This is a genomic window from Roseateles sp., assembly GCF_044373315.1.
Classification (GTDB): Bacteria; Pseudomonadota; Gammaproteobacteria; order Burkholderiales; family Burkholderiaceae_C; genus JACDQM01.
The window spans coordinates 1-17,536 of the sequence record NZ_JBILQK010000077.1; the positions used below are offsets into that span (position 1 = coordinate 1).

The following is a 17,536-nucleotide window of genomic DNA, read 5'->3' on the forward strand; positions in this document are numbered from 1 at the left end:
GGTAGCCCTTCCAGCAGCCCAGCGCCTGCAGTGTCTTGTGATCCAGCATCCCGTCCTCCTGCCTTTGCCGTTGTCGGCATCAGCATAAGGATCGGCCCCAGCCTTCCCCGGAATTCTTCGAAGAACCCACTTTTTCCGGCCATGCCCCGCCTGCAGTTCGAAGTACCCGCCCGCCTCGCCTTCGCCACCGAGATCCAGATCTACATTAGCCATGTGAACCAGGGCGGCCACCTGGACAACGCACAGCTGCTGACGCTGGTATCGGAGGCGCGGGTGCGCTTCTTCAAGTCACTGGGTTATCGCGAGGGTGATGTCGCGGGGCATCCGATCGTGGTGGCCGACATCGGCGCGCAGTACAAGTCCGAAGGCTTCCACGGCGAGACCATGCGGGTGGCGATGCAGCCCACCGATCTGAACCGTTACGGATTCGACCTGCTGTTCCTGATGAGCGATGTCGATTCAGGCCGCGAGGTAGCGCGCGGCAAGATCGGCGTGGTCTTCACCGACCGCCAGACGCGCCGCGCCACACCGATGCCGGAGGGCGTCCGCGCCCAGCTGATGGCGCTAGCCTAGACTCCACCAGGCCGGCAGCAGGCGCCGTACTTCCGGCCGCGCGAAGCGATCGTCGATCAGGTGCAGCACACCCTGGTCCTCGGGCGTTCGGATCACCCGGCCGGCGGCCTGCACCACCTTCTGCAGGCCGGGATAGAAATAGGTGTAGTCGTAGCCGGCGCCGAACAGCTGCTGCATGCGCTCGCGGATCTGCTCATTGACGGGATTGAGCTGTGGCAAGCCCAACGTGGCCAGAAAGGCGCCGATCAGGCGCCGCCCCGGCAGGTCCACCCCTTCGGCGAATGAGCCGCCCAGCACCGCGAAACCGATGCCCTGGCTGTGCTCGCTGAAGCGGGCCAGGAACTCTCGCTGCGCCGCCTCGGACATGCGCCGCTGCTGCGCCCACACCGGCAGCTGCGGGTCCAGGCGCTGCAGCGCGTCCAGCGCCTGTGCCAGGTAGTCGTAGCTGCTGAAGAAGGCCAGGTAGTTGCCCGGCCGCTCGCGGTACTGGCGTGCCATCAGCTCGGCGATCGGCGCGAGCGAGCGCTGGCGGTCGGCATAGCGGGTGGAGATCTGCCGCGCGATATGCACCTGCAGCTGCTCGGCCTGAAAGGGCGAGCCCACCTCGATCTGCACATGGCCGGCCGGCAGGCCCAGAAGGTCGGCGTAATAGGCCATGGGCTGCAAGGTGGCCGAGAACAGCGTGCTGGTGTGCGCGTCCTCAAAGCGCGGCTTCAGGAACGGCGCCGGCACCACGTTGCGGATGCAGACAATCGATTGCCCCGGCTTGTGCAGCGCCGGCGCGCGGCTGACATCGACCAGCGAATGCGCATCCAGCAGCTCAGCCATGCGCGCCAGATGCAGGGCCTCGAAGTAGAAGGACTGCAGCGCGGCATCGCTGTCGGCGGGATGTTCGCTGAAGTGCTCGGTGATCGCGCTGCTGCACTGCTGCAGCGCGGTCAGCAGTGCGGGCGGGAACTCGGGCTGCCGCGCGTAGTCAGCGCTCTGCGCCTTGTCCAGGGCCACCCACGCCCGGCGCACTTTGTCGAGTGCGCGCTTGAGGACGGGCGTGGATTTGGCCGCCGGGCCGCGCCGGGCCTGCGCCAGCGTCTCGGGCCGCAGCTCGGCGGTGAACATCTTGCGGCCCCGTTCCACCAGGTTGTGCGCCTCGTCCACCAGCAGGCCGACGCGCCAGCCATTGGCCAAGGTCAGGCCGTGCAGCAGCGCGCCGAGATCGAAGTAATAGTTGTAGTCGCCCACCACCACATCGGCCCAGCGGGCCAGTTCCTGGCTCAGGTAGTACGGGCAGACCTGATGCGCCAGCGCCAGCTCGCGCACGCGGGCCTGGTACAGCAGGCCGCTGGATTCGGCGCATGCGGCGGCACGTGCGGCCGGCAGGCGCTCATAGAAGCCCTGAGCCAGCGGGCAGGACTCGCCGTGGCAGGCGCGGTCGGGATACTCGCAGGCCTTGTCGCGCGCCACCATCTCCAGCACACGCAGCGGCAGCGGGCCGCTGGTCAAGTGCGTCAGCGCATCCAGCGCTGTCTGCCGGCCAGAGGTCTTGGCCGCGAGGAAGAAGACCTTGTCCAGGCGCTCGGCCGGCGCCGCCTTCAGCAGCGGAAACAGTGTGCCCATGGTCTTGCCAATGCCGGTGGGCGCCTGGGCCAGCAAGCAGCAGCTGCTCAGCGCAGCCTTGTAGACGCCTTCCGAGAGCGGCCGCTGGCTGGCGCGGAACTCGCCGAAGGGGAAGCCCAGCGCGCGCAGCGCCGCATCGCGCTGCTTTCTGTGCACCAGCTGCTGCTCGGCCCAGCCCAGGAAGCGCTCGCACTGCGCTTCGAAATTCTGCTGCAAGGCTTGCGCGCTGCAGTGCTCACTGAAGACGGTTTCCTGCTGGCTGCCGATGTCCAGATAGACCAGCGCAACCTCCAGTGCTTCGAGCCCCTCCTGCTCGCATAGCAGCCAGGCATAGACCTTGGCCTGCGCCCAGTGCAGGCGGCGGTGCGACTCGGGCTGGCGCTCAAGCCGGCCCTTGAAGGTCTTGATCTCCTCCAGCCGCTGGCGCTGCGGGTCGTAGCCATCGGCGCGGCCGCTGATGCGCAGGCTTTTGTAGACGCCGCTCAGGCGCAGCTCAGCCTGGTAGCCGGCGCCGCGCCGTGAGGCCACCAGCGCGTGGCCGGCCATGCCTTCCTGCGCGCTGGGCGCGGGGGTGAAGCGCAGATCGAGATCGCCCGATTTAGCGCTGAACTCGCAGAGCTCGCGCACCGCCACCGCATAGCGTGCGATATCAGCCGTGTCGGGCGGCGCGGCGCTAGTGCTCAAGCGGCATCCTGCAGCGGCTCATCCAACTGCGACTCACCCAACTGCGCCTGCGCGGCGGCCGGCGCCGCCGCGTCATCGGGTTCGCTGCGCAGCGGCGTGGCCTTGGCCAACGCCAGCCAGACCGCAAAGGGCAGCTTGCAGGGCTGGTGGCGCGCCGGCCGAACCAGCTCGAACTCGCCACTGTCCACACTGCCGTGCAGCAGCCAGACGCCGAACTGCTCGGGAATCTCGTTGGGCTTGGCCACCCCCGCCGGGAAAAGGTAGTAGCACTCGCTGCACAGCCACTCATAGGCCTGGCGCTTGGCGGCATGGCGCAAGTCGGACAGCAGGTCGGCGCGGCTGAACTTGACCTCGTGCACCATGGGCTGCAGATAGGCCTCCACCGAGGTGTGGCGCACCGAGAACAGATCGGGCCGCGCCATGCGCCAGACATGCGGCATCGGCGCGGCCGGCGCCGGCTGATCGTCCAGCAGCGGCAGCGCGGGCACGGGCAGTGCTTCAGCGCCCGGCGCCTCCAGCTGTGCCCGCAGCGCCAGCTCGCGCCAGACGATGCGGCCGGCACCCAGCAGCACCTGCTCGGCAAAGCGCTGCGCCAACCGGTCGTGCGAGCTGGCCGCACGGGCATGGCGCTGGCGGGCCTGGGCCAGCGCGGCGATGCCGCTATCGCTGAGCTTGAGCGTCTCGCGCCCGCCGGCGTCCAGCTGCAGCTGTAGTAGGCCGGCGGCCAGCAGCTCCAGCTCGACCTCGTCCTTGCAGGGCCAGCCGGCCGAGCGCCAGACCTGCATCAGGCGGCTGCGATGGACTCGGGACAGGGAAGGCTCCGCCATGGGTTCTCAGACAAACTGGACGAAGTACTGATTGTATATACAGTGTCAGCGATCCACTCTGCTTTGGATTGACCATCGGCCAGATGCAGCGCCACACTGCAGCACAAGAAACCATCGCCTCAGGGAGCTCGGCATGGCCACATCGACAAGGAAACCCAAGGCCGCGCGGCCCGCAACGGCCGTGGAGCTGCGCCTGCCGGGCGACAGCGTGCCGATCAAGCTGCGCGCGGTGCCTGCGCTGAAGGAACTGGCCTGGCGCTGGAACTACGCGCTGCAGAACCGCTCGCGCTGGGCCAGCCGTGGCGAAGCCGCCAAGCGCCAGCGCGACGAGGTTCGCGAGCTGATCACGCAGCTGGGGCTCAATGACGCCGCATTGACGCGCATCGTCGACAGCGGCCTGGTCGAGGTTTCGGTGCCCTTCCAGCGCGAGGACGAGGGCTGGGAGTTCCGCATCTTTCCCTGGGAATATGTGCTGGCGACCGCCACGCGCTCGCGCCGCATGGCGCTGCAGAGCGAGCTGACGGTGGTGCGCCACCTGGACCGCGGCAAGCAGCCCAAGGACCGCTGCCAGGACCGGTTTCTCTACGTCGAGAGTGCGCCACCCGGCACCGTGGCCGAACGCTATGACTTCGCGGACGAGCGCCGACTGGCACGCAGCGCGGCCGAGAGCGCGGGGCTGGAGTTCGTCTCGCTGCCCAACCCGCTGCTCAGCGAGCTGGCCGAGACCGTCGCCCGCCTGCGGCCGCGCATCATCCACCTGGCCGGTGTCGACAACCACCAGGCGCGCGCGATGCGCCACCAGAGCGGCGACGACAGCGCCGCCACCGCGGTGGACGGCTACTACATGCGCAATGACCGGCGCGACGGCCGCGGCGCGGCCGTCGAGGTCGGCGCAGTCGAGCTGGCGCGGGCGCTGTGCGCCGACGGCACGCGCCCGGAGCTGGTGTGCTTCAACCTCTACAACTCGGCGCCGCGCATGGCGGCGCTGTGCGTGGCCGAGGGGGCCGGCGCGGCTATCGGCTTCCAGGACAGCTTCGACGATGCGCTGGCCGAGCTGTTCTTCTCAACCCTCTACCGCGCCTGGAACCTGGCCCAGCATGACGTCACCTCGGCCTTCCGCTATGCCTGGCAGCAGCTGCGCGAACAGGGCCGGCGCATCACCGGCACCGGCCTGGTGCTGTGGAAGGCCGAGTCGATCGCCTCTGCCACAGGCGGGGCGGCCGCCGTGCCGGATGCGGTGGCCACTATCGCGCAGCGCTGGCGCGCGGGCAGCGCCAGCAACGTCACGCCGGAGTCCGCCCGCAACGACCTGCTGGTGACGGTGGACGAGGTCAAGCAGCTGAACTATTCGATGCTGCACAACAACCGGCCGCTGTTCAACACCTTCCGCGTCGCCAAACGCGGCGACGACATCGGCGCCGTGCCGGGCATCGAGGTCAACGTCGAGCTTCACGTGGGCCGCGACAGCTACCCCTATCGCCTGCAGGTGGAGATTCCCGACACCCTGCCCAGCATCGACATCGCCGACCGCATCCGCGTCTCGCTGGCCTCGACGCTGAGCCGTGCGGTGCGCGAGAGCATCCACACCAGCTTGCTGATCGAGGTCAGCTTCCAGGACACCGTGCTGTTCCGCGAGACGCGCCGCGTGACGCTGCTGCCGATCGACGAATGGGAAGACTCGGACGCCAACCGCAAGTGGCTGCCCTCCTTCGTGCTGCCGCGCGACCCGGCGGTGGCGCGCGTGATCGACGCCGCGCAGCGCTATCTGCAGGCGCTGCGCGACGACCCCACCGCCGGCTTCGACGGCTACCAGAGCGTGCTGATCGAGGACGACAAGAAGCGCCAGCGCTTCGACTGCAGCGGCGTGGACCGCCAGGTGCAGGCGATCTGGTGCGCGCTGCTCTACGAGCTGCCGCTGTCCTACATCAACCCGCCGCCCACCTTTACCGACGCCTCGCAGCGCCTGCGCTCGCCCTCCGAGGTGGTGGACGGCCGCCGTGGCACCTGCATCGACCTGGCGCTGCTGCTGGCTTCCTGCCTCGAATACATCGACATCTATCCGACCATCGTGCTGCTGCAGGACCATGCCTTCCCCTGCTACTGGCGCGCCGCCGAGCATTTCAACGACTTCGCGCTGGCACATTCCGACAGCGTCGGCCGTGTCGTCGCGCCTGACCAGGCCAGCGCACCCGCGGCGCCGCTGCAGCCCGACAGCTGGTATTTCGTCAAGGACCACTTCCGCGAAATCATGGGCGAGATCGCTGCCGGCCGCCTGGTGCCGCTGGAAGCCACCTGCCTGTGCTGGCGCAACAGCTTCGCGCAGGCCGCCGAGCAGGGCCGCAGCAATCTGGCGCGGCGCAGCCGCTTCGATTCGATGCTGGACATCCGTGCCGCGCGCATCGACGAGGACGCGGCGGTGACGCCCCTGCCCATGCTGCGCGGGGAGAACTGAGATGACGACCGCAGCCCCCACCCTGGATTCTGTGCGCCGGGCCCTGGCCGAAGTCTCGGCCGACGCCGCCGCGCTGGACATGTTCGGCAGCGATGCCGCCGCGCCCGGCCTGCCCAGCGCCAGCCAGCGCCGCCGCGCCACCCGCCGCGGTGAGCCAGATCCGCTGCATCGCGCCTCGCTGTTTCTCAACGCCGATGGCGTGCTGGAGTGGCACCTGGATGCCGCACTGGACACCGGCACCGCCAGGTCCGGCGGACGCCGCGGCTTGTTCAACAACGACAACTTCGAACTTCCGGACGGCGAACTGGTCGACGTGTTCGAGTTCGAGACCATTGGCGCCAACTCGGTCGGCGCCTTTCTGCAGCGCGTCGACGAGCGCCTGAACCCGCGTCTGACCGAAGCCGCGCGGCTGTGGCGGCTGCTGCCGGCCGATGCCGGCGCGGGCCTGTTAGCCGTGCCGCTGGATGCACCGCCTCAGGGCGCCAAGCGCCGTCTGCTGCTGGTGCACGGCACCTTCAGCAAATCGCAGGCCTTTCTGGACGGCATCGGCAAGGCGCCCAATGGTGCGCAGTTCTGGACCCGCGTGTTCGCCACCTATGACGAGGTGCTGGCCTTCGAACACCCGACGCTGGCGGTCAGCCCGGTGATGAACGCGCTCGACCTGCAGCGCGAGCTGATCGACATCCAGGGCACGCTGGACATCATTGCCCACAGCCGCGGTGGCCTGGTGACACGCTGGGCGCTGGAAGCCTTCGGCCTGCCGGGAGCCCGCGTGCGCGCAGTGCTGGTGGGCTCGCCGCTGGGCGGCACCAGCCTGGCCTCGCCGCCGCGGCTGAAGGCCACGCTGGGCCTGCTATCGAACTTCGGCAGCGCGGTGAAGGCGGCCGGCGGCCTGGCCACGGCCTATCTGCCCTTGCTGGTGGCGCCGCTAGCCATCCTGAAGGTGGCCACCAGCGTGGCCGGCGTGGTCGCGAAAACGCCGGTGCTGGACGGCACCATTGCCATGATCCCGGGGCTGGCCGCGCAATCGCGCATCTCCAACAACCCCGAGCTGATCCGCCTGCACCGCCTGCCGGCCGCTGCCCAGGTGCAGTACTGCGCCATCACCAGCGACTTCGAGCCGACCGAGCCGGGCTGGCGCTTCTGGCAATGGTTCCGCGGCAAGCGCTTCAGCAACGCCGTGGCCGACAAGGTGTTCCCCGGCGCCAATGACCTGGTGGTGGACACCGAATCGATGAGCGAGGGGCCGGCAGCCATCGCCGCGCGCCACGACTTCGGCCGCAATGCCGAAGTGCACCACACCAACTATTTCGAGCAGCGCGAGACGCTGAACTACATCATCAAGCAGTTGGGCCTCTGAACTCTGTCTTCTACAGCTGCTTGTGAAAGAAGGTGGTGCCACAAGGCGAGCCATCGGGCATCAGCGCGTAGTTGGGCACCACGCCGACCCGCTGCCAGCCGGCGCGCTCGTAGAGGCGCTCGGCGTCTCCGCCGGTGACGGTGTCCAGCACCAGCACGGTCTTGCCGGCCTGGCGCGCCGCAATCTCAACCGCCGCCATCAGGCGTTGCGCAATGCCGCGCCGCCGCGCCCGGCGGTGCACCAGCATCTTGGCCACGTCGGCTCGGTGCGGCTGGTTGTCGGGCTGGGCGACCACCAACTGCACAGTGCCGAGGATGGCGCCGCCCTCGTCTTGCGCCACCAGAAGCACGCGTTCGCCGAGCCCCACGCCGTCGGCCACACCCTGCCAGAATGTCAGCGCCCTTTCGTCAGACAAGGGCGCCATGAAGCTGACCGAGGCGCCGCCATGCACGCAGTCCAGCAGCACCTCGGCGAGTTGCGGCAGCGCGACCTGGGTCTGGGCCGCATCCAGGCGGGCGATCGTCACAGACTCTTGCATCAGAAACTCCTTTCAGGGCTGAAGGGCAGACTGGCCAGGGCCACCAGATAGCGCGCGGCCTGCCGGCTCGGATTGCGGTAGACGATGGGGCAGTTCAGCCGCATCGACAGACAGTCGCCCTGCTCGAGCAGCCAGAGCGTGCCGTCCACGATCAGCTCCATCTGGCCCTCGATCATCCAGACCTGCTGGTAGACATCGGCATCACGCGCCGAGGTCTCGAAGGCCACGCGCTGGCCGGCAGGAAACCGCACGTCCACCAGTTGCAGCGGCGAGCGCGGGCTGCCAGGCGAGACATTGCGGCGCACATAGCCCGAGGCTGGATCGGTCCAGACCGGCTGCTCGTCCACGCGGGCGAGCGGCGATGGTGCGGCGGCGTCTGCGCCCGCGCGGCCATCCTCGAACAAGGAAGCCACGGTGACGCCCAGCCCGGTCGACAGCTTGTCCAGCACCGTGGCCGTCGGGCTGCTCTGGCCGCGCTCGATCAACGAGATATTGGAGCGGCTGACACCGCTGCGTTCGGCCAACGCATCGAGCGAGAAGCCCTGGGTCTCGCGCAATTCGCGCACCCTGCGGGCGATGAGAAGATTGATGCCCATTCATCCAGTTTACTGGATATTGATTCCACTATTTTGGATTGCATCGCGTCACGGCCTTGACACGCTGGAGGCCGATGCTTCGCACATGAAATCTGATCTGCCCCACGCCATGCCCACCCCTTCCCCTGGCGCCAGCCTGCCTCTGGCCGGCCTGCGCGGCCTAGTGCTGGGCCTGGCCGACGCGCACAGCATTGCCTATGGCTGTGCGACAGCCGCCAAGGCCGCGGGCGCCGAGCTGGTGCTGTCCTGCGTCAACGACAAGGCGCATGCGGCCGTGCTGCCGCTGGCTGACGGGCTGCAGGCGCCGCTGCTGACCTGCAATGTCGAGACGGAGGGCGCGCTGGAGCAACTGGTGCAGCAGGCAGCCGAACATCTCGGCGGTCTGGATTTCGTCATCCACTCGATCGCCTGGGCCCCGCTGGCCGACCTGCATGGCCGTGTGGCCGACAGCTCGGCCGCCGGCTTTCAGCGCGCGATGGAAATCTCGTGCCACTCCTTCGCCCGGCTGGCGCGCTGCTCCGAGCCGCTGATGCGCGAGCGCGGCGGCAGCCTGATCACGATGAGCTACGTCGGCGCCCAGCAGGCAGTGCCGCACTACGGAATGATGGGGCCGATCAAGGCCGCGCTGGAATCGATGGTGCGCTATCTGGCGGTCGAACTCGGCTCCTCGAACATCCGCGTCCATGCCGTGTCGCCGGGACCGATCCCGACACGCGCGGCCTCGGGGCTGGAGGCCTTCGACGAACTGATGCTGGACGCACAGCAGCGTTCGCCGCTGCGCCGCCTGGTCACGCTGCAGGAGATCGGCGCGCTGGCCACCTTCCTGGCCAGCCCGGCTTCCTCCGGCATGACGGGCCAGACCCTGTTCGTCGACGCCGGCCACCACGCCCGCCACTGAGGACACCTCGATGAATGCCCCGGAACCGATTGCACAAGAATGGCTGCGCAACCACACCTATGACGAGCTGAGCCTAGGCCAGAGCGCGCGCCTGACGCGTACGCTGACCCAGCAGGACATCCAGGCCTTCGCCTGGGTCTCGGGCGACGTCAACCCGGCGCACCTGGACGACGAGTACGCGCAAGGCACCCGCTTCCACGGCGTGATCGCGCATGGCATGTGGGGTGGCGCGCTTATCTCCTCGGTGCTAGGCACCGAGTTCCCCGGCCCCGGCACCATCTATCTGGAGCAGACGCTACGCTTCTCTCGCCCGGTGCGTATCGGTGACACGCTGACCGTGGTGCTGACCGTGGCCGAGAAGGACGACGCCGCCGGCCGCGTCAAGCTTGACTGCGAAGCCATCAACCAGAAGGGCGAGCAGGTCATCAGCGGCGTGGCCACCGTGCTGGCCCCGCGTCACAAGATCGAGCGCCCGCGCCCCAGCCTGCCGGCCATGCACCTGTTCGACCCCAAGGCCCGGCTGGATGCCTGGATGGACAGCCTGCAACTGCCGGCGCCGCTTGCCTGCGCGGTCGTCCACCCCTGCGATCTGGAGTCCTTGCAGGGCGCGGTGATGGCGGCCGAGCGCGGCCTGATCGCACCCTGGCTGATCGGCCCCGAGCACCGCATCCGCGGGCTGGCCGAGCAGCATGGGCTGGATCTGAGCAAGGCCCGCATCGAGGCGGTGCCGCACAGCCATGCCGCCGCCGACCGTGCCGCCTCGCTAGCCGCCGAGGGGCAGGTGCAGATGCTGATGAAGGGCAGCCTCCACACCGACGAGCTGATGCACGCCGTGCTGAGCCAGCCCGCGCTTCGCACCGGCCGGCGTCTGTCGCATGTGTTCCGCTTCGACATCCCCAGCTATCCCAAGCCGCTGCTGCTGACCGATGCCGCGATCAATATCGCGCCGGGGCTGGAAGAGAAAGCCGACATCATCCGCAACGCGCTGCAACTGGCCCATGCGCTGGGCGTACCGCAGCCCAAGGTGGCGCTACTGTCGGCGCTGGAGACCGTCACCGAGAAAATCGCATCCACGCTGGACGCCGCCGCGCTGTGCAAGATGGCCGATCGAGGCCAGATCGTCGGCGGCCTGCTGGACGGGCCGCTGGCCTTCGACAACGCGATCTCGCTGGAGGCGGCACGCATCAAGGGCATCAGCTCGCCCGTGGCCGGTGATGCCGACGTGCTGATGGTGCCCGACCTCGAATCCGGCAATATGCTGGCCAAGCTGCTGGAGTACATGGCCGGCGCCTCGACCTGTGGCGTGGTGATGGGTGCGCGCGTGCCGATCGCGCTGACCAGCCGCGCCGACGGTGCGCACTCGCGCATGGCTTCGGCCGCGCTGGCGGCGGTGGCTGCGGCAGCGCAGGCACGCGACTGAAGGGCGGCGCGGTCGCCGCCCGCCAAGCCTCAGCCCGTGCTGCGCAGCCGCTCCAGCGCCTGCAGCAGCGCGGTGTCATCGCGCCACTCGGTGCGTGCGGCGCCGGCATAGATCAGCCCCTCATTGCCATCTAGCGTCAGCAGATCGCCTTCCGCCAGCACCTGGCCGGCCAGCTGCAGCTCGCGCCGACCCTCATCGATCTGCAGCGCCTCGCAACCCACCAGGCAGACGCGGCCCATCTGGCGCGCCACCACTGCGGCATGCGAGGTTCGCGCGCCATGTTGCGTCAGCAGCCCGGCGGCATGTTCGAGCGCGGCCATGTCCGAGGTCTCAGCATCGCGCCGCACCAGGATCACCTTCGCGCCTGCCGCGTGGCGGTCACGAGCGCGCGCTTCGTCCAGCGCGATCTCGCCCACCGCCACACCGGCACTGGCGCTGGCGGCCTGGGCCAGCGGCCGCAGCACCTCGCCATCCGCCGCCAGTACAGCCTGCAGACGCATGGATTGCGCGTCCAGCGCGGCCGTGCGCGCCTGTGCCGTGCCCGCATCGATGACGCCTTGCGCAAGCAGATCCAGCGCGATGCGCGCCGCCGCGCGCGGCATGCGCTTGCCGCTGCGCGTCTGCAGCAGGTAGAGCCTGCCGTCCTGCACGGTGAACTCAAAATCCTGCATGTCGCCAAAGGCGCGCTCAAGCAGCGCAGACGCGGTCTGCAGCTGTGACCACACCTCGGGCAGGATCTCGGCCAGCACCGTATGGCCGTGGGCGCTGCGGCGGCCCGACACCACATCCTCGCCCTGGGCGTTGAACAGGAAATCCACCCATAGCTGCGGTGCGCCGCTGGACGGGTCGCGCGTGAAGCCCACCCCCGCACCCGAGTGCGCGCCGGCATTGCCGAACACCATGGCCTGCACCGTCACCGCCGTGCCTATCGTGTCCGCGATGCCATGCGCCGCGCGATAGGCGCAGGCCTTGTCGCTCTGCCAGGACTTGAACACCGCGGCGATGGCCTGGCGCAGCTGCTCGCGCACGTCCTGCGGAAAGGGCTGGCCGGCGACTTCCGCATACACCGCCAGGAAGCGCCGGGTCAGCGCGCGCAGTTCGGCAAAGTCCAGCTCGCGCTCGCTGCGCCCTGCCGCCAGACTCTGCAGCTCGGCGTCGAAGCACGCGGCCGGCACGCCGGCCACCACCTCGCCAAAGCCCGCCACAAGGCGCCGGTAGGCATCCCAAGCCAGGCGCGGCTGTCCGGTCAGGCGCACGAAACCGTCCAGCGTGGCATCGCTCAGCCCGATGTTCAGCAAGGTTTCCATCATGCCGGGCATGGACACCGGCGCGCCGGAGCGCACCGACAGCAGCAGCGGCCGGCGCGCATCGCCGAGCTGCAGGCCACTGGCCTGCTGTAGCGCTTGCAGCGCAGGTCGCCAGACCGCTTCCGAAGCGCCCTCGGCCTGCGCCTTCGCACTGGCGCAGAAGCCGGTGCCCAGCACAAAGCCCGGCGGCACCGGCAGACCCAGCAGGGCCATGCGCTGCAGGTTGAAGGCCTTGAAACCCAGCCGATCGGGGCTTGGTTCTGCCAAGGAACCAGGCGCCTCGCAGCCAAAGCAGAACAGATCCGGATGCCAGGCTGAGGCCGGCGCCTCGGCACGCAGCAGCTCGTTCAATTCAGCCGGCCGGTTCATGCCTTCACCCCGCTCTTGCTGAAGGCCAACTCGCGCAAGCCATAGGCGCTGGCCAGCAGGCGGTCCGAGGCCAGCTCCAGCTGCGTAGCCAGATCATTGGCCAGCATCAGCGAGGCCGGATCGCTGATGCAGTCCAGCATATGGCGCTTGGCCTCGCGCAGCAGCTCGTCGCATTGGCGCTCGGCACGCAGCACCTTCCAGGTGGCGGCGATGAAGGCGTCGTGGTCCTCGGCCTCGCTGGCCGCGCCCAGACCACGGGCAATCGCCAGCGCCTTGACCTGCTCCTGCGTGGCCTGCAGCACGGTATCGGCCAGCTGGGCCAGCGTCGCGCGCAGCTCCTTGCTCCAACCCTTGTGATGGCTGGCGATCAGGCTCAGCACGAAGGCGCATTCTTCCAGCGCATCGGCGGCATCGTCCGACTGCTCGGCCAGGCGCGCGAACACCCGCCAGCGCGGCTGATGCAGCGCGCGCTCACGCGCCTGCATCACCAGGTGGTCGGCCTGGCGTTCCCAGTTCTTGGCCTGCTGGGCCCGCTGTGCGGCCGCCTCGCCATGGCCGGGTGCGTGGCTGAGGGCCTCGCTGATCATGGCGGCCAGCGCCTCACAGTAGGCAGCATGCTCACCCAGCAGATCGAACTCCGGACGGCGCTGCTGCAGCTGGCGCGCCAGCAGTAGGCGGGCCTCGTCGGCCACCAGCGCGGCGGGCTGCTGCTGGCGCATCGCGGCGGTGGCCAGGTGCATCAGCTCCAGCAGATAGGCGCGCGAGCCGTTCTCGCCAAGCACCACATCCAGCCGGTCGCCAATGCGGAAGGCATCGTCACCCAGCGCCTGCATCGCATCGAAGACCAGGCGCTCGCCCCCGCTGAGCAGCCAGCCCATATGACCGATCTTCAGCCGTGCCGCCTCGGCCAGCACGGCCACCGCGCCTTCCTTGCTGACGAAGTTCAGCAGGCGCTTGCGCGCGCGGTTCCAGTCGATCAGGAACACGATGCGCGCGCCGATGCCTTCAAGCTGCTGCTGCAGCGCCGCTTCATCGGCAGCCTCGAAGCGCGCTGTGCCCAGCTGGTAGGCCTCGCCATGGTTGAGCGTCGCATCGACATGCGATTCGGCCGACGACCACTGCGCACCCACCTGCAGCAGCTGCTGCTGGAAGAACTGGAAGCGCCCGCGATGCAGGTCCGAATAGGTCAACGAAATCTGCAGGCCGCTGACCTGGATCACCAGGACATGGGCGTCGTTGGTGCCGATGTCGTTCTGGATCAGCAGCCGCTCGCCATCGCGCGTGGCGGCCGTGTCCAGCCCGGGGTGCTTGAACTTCAGCGCGGCCGTGCTATGCAGGCCGCGCATGAAGGCGGCAACACGCGGGCGATCCGCCTCGTCGAGCTGCCAGACATGCGCGCCGTCGATTCGTTCGCTGCTCAGGCTGGCCGACAGCTGGTTGAGCTGCTTGTGCAGATCCATCACCAGCAGGTGCAGGCTGTCATCCTCGGGCTTGGGTGCGGCGCCATGCTTGGGGCGGTGGCCATGCGTCAGCGCCAGCAGCAGGGCCGGGCTCAGCACATCGTCCTGCACCGACGCCAGCCGGCCCAGCCAGCGCTCGCAGCGCTGGCGCGTGGCCGCATCGGTCTCGGTCTCCAGGAGCGGCCGCGCCATGATGGCCAGGTCCTGGGCCAGATGCGCGCACAGGCGCGGCAGCTCGGGCAGCAGCACATCCTCGGCATCGCGGCTGGCACTGGCGGCCAGCTCGCGCAGCCAGGGCGCGTCGAGCCCGGCGGCCGCCATCTCATGGCGCAGATCCGGCAGCGCCTGCTGCGGCGCCAGTGCATGCGCGGCAGCCGCCTGCAGCACGGTCAGCACCAGCTTGAGCCGGTCATTTGCGCCCAGCGCCGCGTTGACCCAGGCCGGCAGCAGCAGGCTTTGCTGCCCCAAAGAAGCGATTGCACCCGTCTTTTCCATGCGGCTCGTGCCCGAGGGGCACGCCAGAGTCGGTAGGGACGGCCAGTGTGGGCAGCGCAGTGTGACGCGCTGTTGACAGCGCCTGCAGCCGTCAGCGCGACCTGATCTGGCTCAAGATTCAGCCGCATTGCCACATCGACTACTTGTTGATGCGGTACACCTGCAAGCCTCATCTTTGCCTGCTCAGGACTCGAACATGCGCGCTCCCTGGCCCGTCTCCCCTGCCCCATCCGAACTCGACGATGCGTCAGATGCACAGGCCGATGCGCTGCAGGCGGCCGCCCGGCTGGATCGCCAGTGGCATGCCTTGCAAGCGCGAGCCGGCGCCGGCTGGTCGCCGGTTTCGATCAGCTTGGCCGCCATGGACTGGAGCCTCAACTGGGCCAACTCTCCGGCCACCGCCGCGACGCGCCTGCTGCAGTGGCCGGCCGCAGTGCTGGAGGCCTGGTCGGCCACCCAGGCTGATGCAGCGCCTAAGTCAGGTGCCGGTGCCCAGCCCGCTGAGCCGCTGCGCCAACTGAGCCAGGCCCTGCTCGATGGCAGCCAGGCCTGGTGGCAGCAGTCGCTGGCCCTGCCGGGCGTGAGTCCGCACCACAGCGAGGTGATGCGGCTGCTGAGCAACCAGGCCAGCAACTTCATGGCCGCCGCGAGCTGGCCGCTGACCCAGCCCGAGGTGCTGCAGACCGCGATGGGCAGCCAAGGCCAGAGCCTGCTGCGCGGCGCCCGCAACAAGCTGAACGACTGGCGCCTGCGCCATGGCCTGGAGCCGCTGCCCGCGCCGGCCGAGGCCGAGTCGGCCGTCCCGCCGCTGGCGCCCGGCCAGGGCCTAGCGACCACGCCCGGCGAGGTGGTGTTCCGCAACGATCTGGTGGAGCTGATCCAGTACGCGCCCAGCACCCCTACGGTGCAGCGCGAGCCGGTCTTCATCGTGCCGTCCTGGATCATGAAGTACTACATCCTGGACCTGTCGCCGCACAACTCGCTGGTGCGCTATCTGGTGTCGCAGGGGCACACGGTCTTCATCACCTCGTGGCGCAACCCGGATGCCTCGGACGCGCTGCTAGGCATGGACGACTATCTGCAGCTGGGCGTGTTCGAGCCGCTCGCCGAGGTGCACGCGATCACCGGCGAGCCGGTGCACGCAATGGGCTATTGCCTGGGGGGCACGCTGCTGGCGATTGCTGCCGCAGCGCTGGCCGCACCTGGGCGCCGCCCTGGCCTGGAAGCCATGCCCGAGCTGCGCAGCCTGACCCTGCTGGCCGCGCAGGTGGACTTCACCGAGCCCGGCGAGCTGGGTGCGCTGATCGACGCGCACCAAGTGCAGTGGCTGGAAGACATGATGGCCGAGCGCGGCTATCTGAGCGGCCGGCAGATGGGCGAGTCCTTCCAGTTCCTGCATTCGCGCGAGCTGATCTGGCAGCGCGCGATCCGCGAATACCTGCTGGGCGAGCGCGACAGCGGCAACGACCTGATGAGCTGGAACGCTGACCTCACCCGCATGCCGGCCACCATGCACAGCGAGTACCTGCACAGCCTCTACCTGCGCAATGACCTGGCGCAAGGCCGCTACCCGGTGGCGGGCGAGCCAGTGTCGCTGCACGATCTGCGCCTACCGGTGTTCGCGGTCGGCACGGTCACTGACCATGTCTCGCCCTGGCCCTCGGTCTACAAGATCCACCAGCTGACCCAGGCGCCGCTGCACTTTGTGCTGACGCGCGGCGGGCACAACGCCGGCATCCTGTCCGAGCCCGGCCATCCGCGGCGCAGCTACCAGGCACTGACGCTGGCCGCCGACGCGCCCCGGCTGACGCCCGAGCAATGGCGCCAACAAGCGCCCAGCCACGAAGGCTCGTGGTGGCCGGCCTGGTCAGACTGGCTGATTGCACAAGGCAGCGACGAGAGCGTGACGGCGCGGGTGCCTGCGCATATACCGGAACTTGGCAGTGCGCCCGGCAACTACGTGATGCAGCGTTATGCCGATTAAAGCCACTCCCGCCGCCATGCGCGAACGCATGGCAGCAGCTCAAACGCAGCTCAGTTGCCCTTCTTGGGCCGACCGGTCTTGACCGGGGCCAGGCGCTCCAGCGCCTGTAGCAGCTGGGTCGGCGCCAGCGCGGCCAGCGCCTGCAAACCGGCACGCAGCAACTCGCTCTTCTTGGCTTGGCGCTGTAGCTCCAGCGCACGAGCTTTGAGCTGATCCAGCAGAGCGAAGTCCATCTCCGGCATCGTGAAACTGTCGCGCACCAGCTTGGCACGCGGCTTCTCGATCGTCTTGGCGGGCTTGGCCGCCTTCCGGGCTTTGGCAGGCTTGGCGGCCTTGGGGACAGGCTTTGCCGCCACAGGCTTCACAGGCTTGGCCGTTGCGGCAGGCTTGCTCACCTTTGCCGGCTTGGCCACCACAGCCTTGGGCTTCACCTTTGCAGCCGGCTGTGCGGCCGGCGTTGCAGCCTTCTTGGCAATCGGCTTGGCAACAGGTTTGGCAAGCTTCTCGGCGGCAGCAGGCTTGGCGGCAGCAGGCTTAGCTGCAGCAGGCTTGGCGACAGGTTTCTTGACTGCGGCTTTGGCGGCTGGCTTGCTGGCCACTGCCTTCTTGGTCACCGGCTTTGCAACGGCCTTCTCAAAGGTCGTGGGGGGAAGCACTGCTGCGGTCTTTCCTGTGTCGGTTGCTGTCATGGTCTGAATCTCCATAAAGTGTATATACGGTTTATACCATTCCGACCCTCGAGTAGCGTCGCTTGACATCAAACCGACATGAAGCGGCTCTAGCATCGCCGCCTGCCCAGCGGTCTTGCCGTCGCCAAACCTGAGCGCTGCCCTCACCCACCACCGATGCCTGACCCAAGCTCCCCGTCCGCCCGGCCCGCGCTGACCACGTCCAACTACGGCGCGGACGCGAACGGGCTGATCTGCGGCTATCGCTTCCGCCCTGACGCCGCGGGCGAA

Annotated in this window: 13 protein-coding genes; 6 read left to right on the top strand and 7 right to left on the bottom strand. The window is 68.7% G+C overall.

The annotated features are described in order from the left end of the window. Nucleotides 1–141: 141 nt before the first annotated feature. Nucleotides 142–573, top strand: coding sequence for an acyl-CoA thioesterase (locus ACIQ67_RS15415; protein ID WP_397535264.1), 432 nt, complete (start codon nucleotides 142–144; stop codon nucleotides 571–573). Here ACIQ67_RS15415 and ACIQ67_RS15420 read toward each other — a convergent pair. Both ACIQ67_RS15420 and ACIQ67_RS15425 read right to left on the bottom strand, forming a co-directional pair. Continuing rightward, nucleotides 565–2,871, bottom strand: coding sequence for an ATP-dependent DNA helicase (locus ACIQ67_RS15420; protein WP_397535265.1), 2,307 nt, complete (start codon nucleotides 2,869–2,871; stop codon nucleotides 565–567). The two genes, ACIQ67_RS15415 and ACIQ67_RS15420, sit on opposite strands and share 9 nt — an antisense overlap. Beyond that, nucleotides 2,868–3,698 carry a hypothetical protein gene (locus ACIQ67_RS15425; protein ID WP_397535266.1) on the bottom strand — a complete coding sequence of 277 codons (831 nt, stop codon included), beginning with the start codon at nucleotides 3,696–3,698 and terminating at the stop codon, nucleotides 2,868–2,870. Before ACIQ67_RS15425 ends, ACIQ67_RS15420 begins: the two co-directional genes overlap by 4 nt. Before the next feature lie 133 nt (nucleotides 3,699–3,831). On the opposite strand from ACIQ67_RS15425, the gene ACIQ67_RS15430 reads away from it, so the two are divergent. Then, nucleotides 3,832–6,150: a hypothetical protein gene (locus ACIQ67_RS15430; RefSeq protein WP_397535267.1), complete on the top strand. Its 2,319-nt coding sequence runs from the start codon at nucleotides 3,832–3,834 to the stop codon at nucleotides 6,148–6,150. Nucleotide 6,151: 1 nt separating this feature from the next. After that, on the top strand, nucleotides 6,152–7,510 hold the full coding sequence (locus ACIQ67_RS15435) for an esterase/lipase family protein (RefSeq protein ID WP_397535268.1): 1,359 nt from the start codon (nucleotides 6,152–6,154) through the stop codon (nucleotides 7,508–7,510). Between the two features lie 10 nt (nucleotides 7,511–7,520). Here ACIQ67_RS15435 and ACIQ67_RS15440 read toward each other — a convergent pair whose 3' ends face one another. Beyond that, nucleotides 7,521–8,048 (bottom strand): GNAT family N-acetyltransferase, encoded by a 528-nt coding sequence (locus tag ACIQ67_RS15440; protein ID WP_397535269.1) that lies wholly within the window; start codon nucleotides 8,046–8,048, stop codon nucleotides 7,521–7,523. After that, nucleotides 8,048–8,644 (bottom strand): helix-turn-helix domain-containing protein, encoded by a 597-nt coding sequence (locus ACIQ67_RS15445; protein ID WP_397535270.1) that lies wholly within the window; start codon nucleotides 8,642–8,644, stop codon nucleotides 8,048–8,050. Before ACIQ67_RS15445 ends, ACIQ67_RS15440 begins: the two co-directional genes overlap by 1 nt. 109 nt (nucleotides 8,645–8,753) lie before the next feature. Between ACIQ67_RS15445 and fabI the strand changes: the two genes are divergently transcribed. Both fabI and ACIQ67_RS15455 read left to right on the top strand, forming a co-directional pair. After that, complete coding sequence (gene fabI / locus ACIQ67_RS15450; protein WP_397535271.1) at nucleotides 8,754–9,542, top strand: enoyl-ACP reductase FabI; 789 nt, start codon at nucleotides 8,754–8,756, stop codon at nucleotides 9,540–9,542. A gap of 10 nt (nucleotides 9,543–9,552) precedes the next feature. Further along, entirely contained in the window at nucleotides 9,553–10,962 is a 1,410-nt protein-coding gene (locus tag ACIQ67_RS15455) for a bifunctional enoyl-CoA hydratase/phosphate acetyltransferase (RefSeq protein ID WP_397535272.1), read from the top strand. 29 nt (nucleotides 10,963–10,991) lie between these two features. On the opposite strand, the gene ACIQ67_RS15460 is transcribed toward ACIQ67_RS15455, so the two are convergent. Both ACIQ67_RS15460 and ACIQ67_RS15465 read right to left on the bottom strand, forming a co-directional pair. Beyond that, a complete protein-coding gene (locus ACIQ67_RS15460; RefSeq protein ID WP_397535273.1) occupies nucleotides 10,992–12,638 on the bottom strand; it encodes a PEP/pyruvate-binding domain-containing protein in 1,647 nt (548 codons plus the stop codon). Further along, nucleotides 12,635–14,593 (bottom strand): phosphate transport regulator, encoded by a 1,959-nt coding sequence (locus tag ACIQ67_RS15465; protein ID WP_397535274.1) that lies wholly within the window; start codon nucleotides 14,591–14,593, stop codon nucleotides 12,635–12,637. Before ACIQ67_RS15465 ends, ACIQ67_RS15460 begins: the two co-directional genes overlap by 4 nt. Before the next feature lie 196 nt (nucleotides 14,594–14,789). Between ACIQ67_RS15465 and ACIQ67_RS15470 the strand changes: the two genes are divergently transcribed. Next, nucleotides 14,790–16,577 carry a PHA/PHB synthase family protein gene (locus tag ACIQ67_RS15470; protein WP_397535275.1) on the top strand — a complete coding sequence of 596 codons (1,788 nt, stop codon included), beginning with the start codon at nucleotides 14,790–14,792 and terminating at the stop codon, nucleotides 16,575–16,577. A 50-nt stretch (nucleotides 16,578–16,627) separates the two neighbouring features. Here the strand turns inward: ACIQ67_RS15470 and ACIQ67_RS15475 are convergent, their stop codons facing one another. Further along, nucleotides 16,628–17,266 (bottom strand): hypothetical protein, encoded by a 639-nt coding sequence (locus ACIQ67_RS15475; RefSeq protein WP_397535276.1) that lies wholly within the window; start codon nucleotides 17,264–17,266, stop codon nucleotides 16,628–16,630. Between the last annotated feature and the right edge of the window lie 270 nt (nucleotides 17,267–17,536).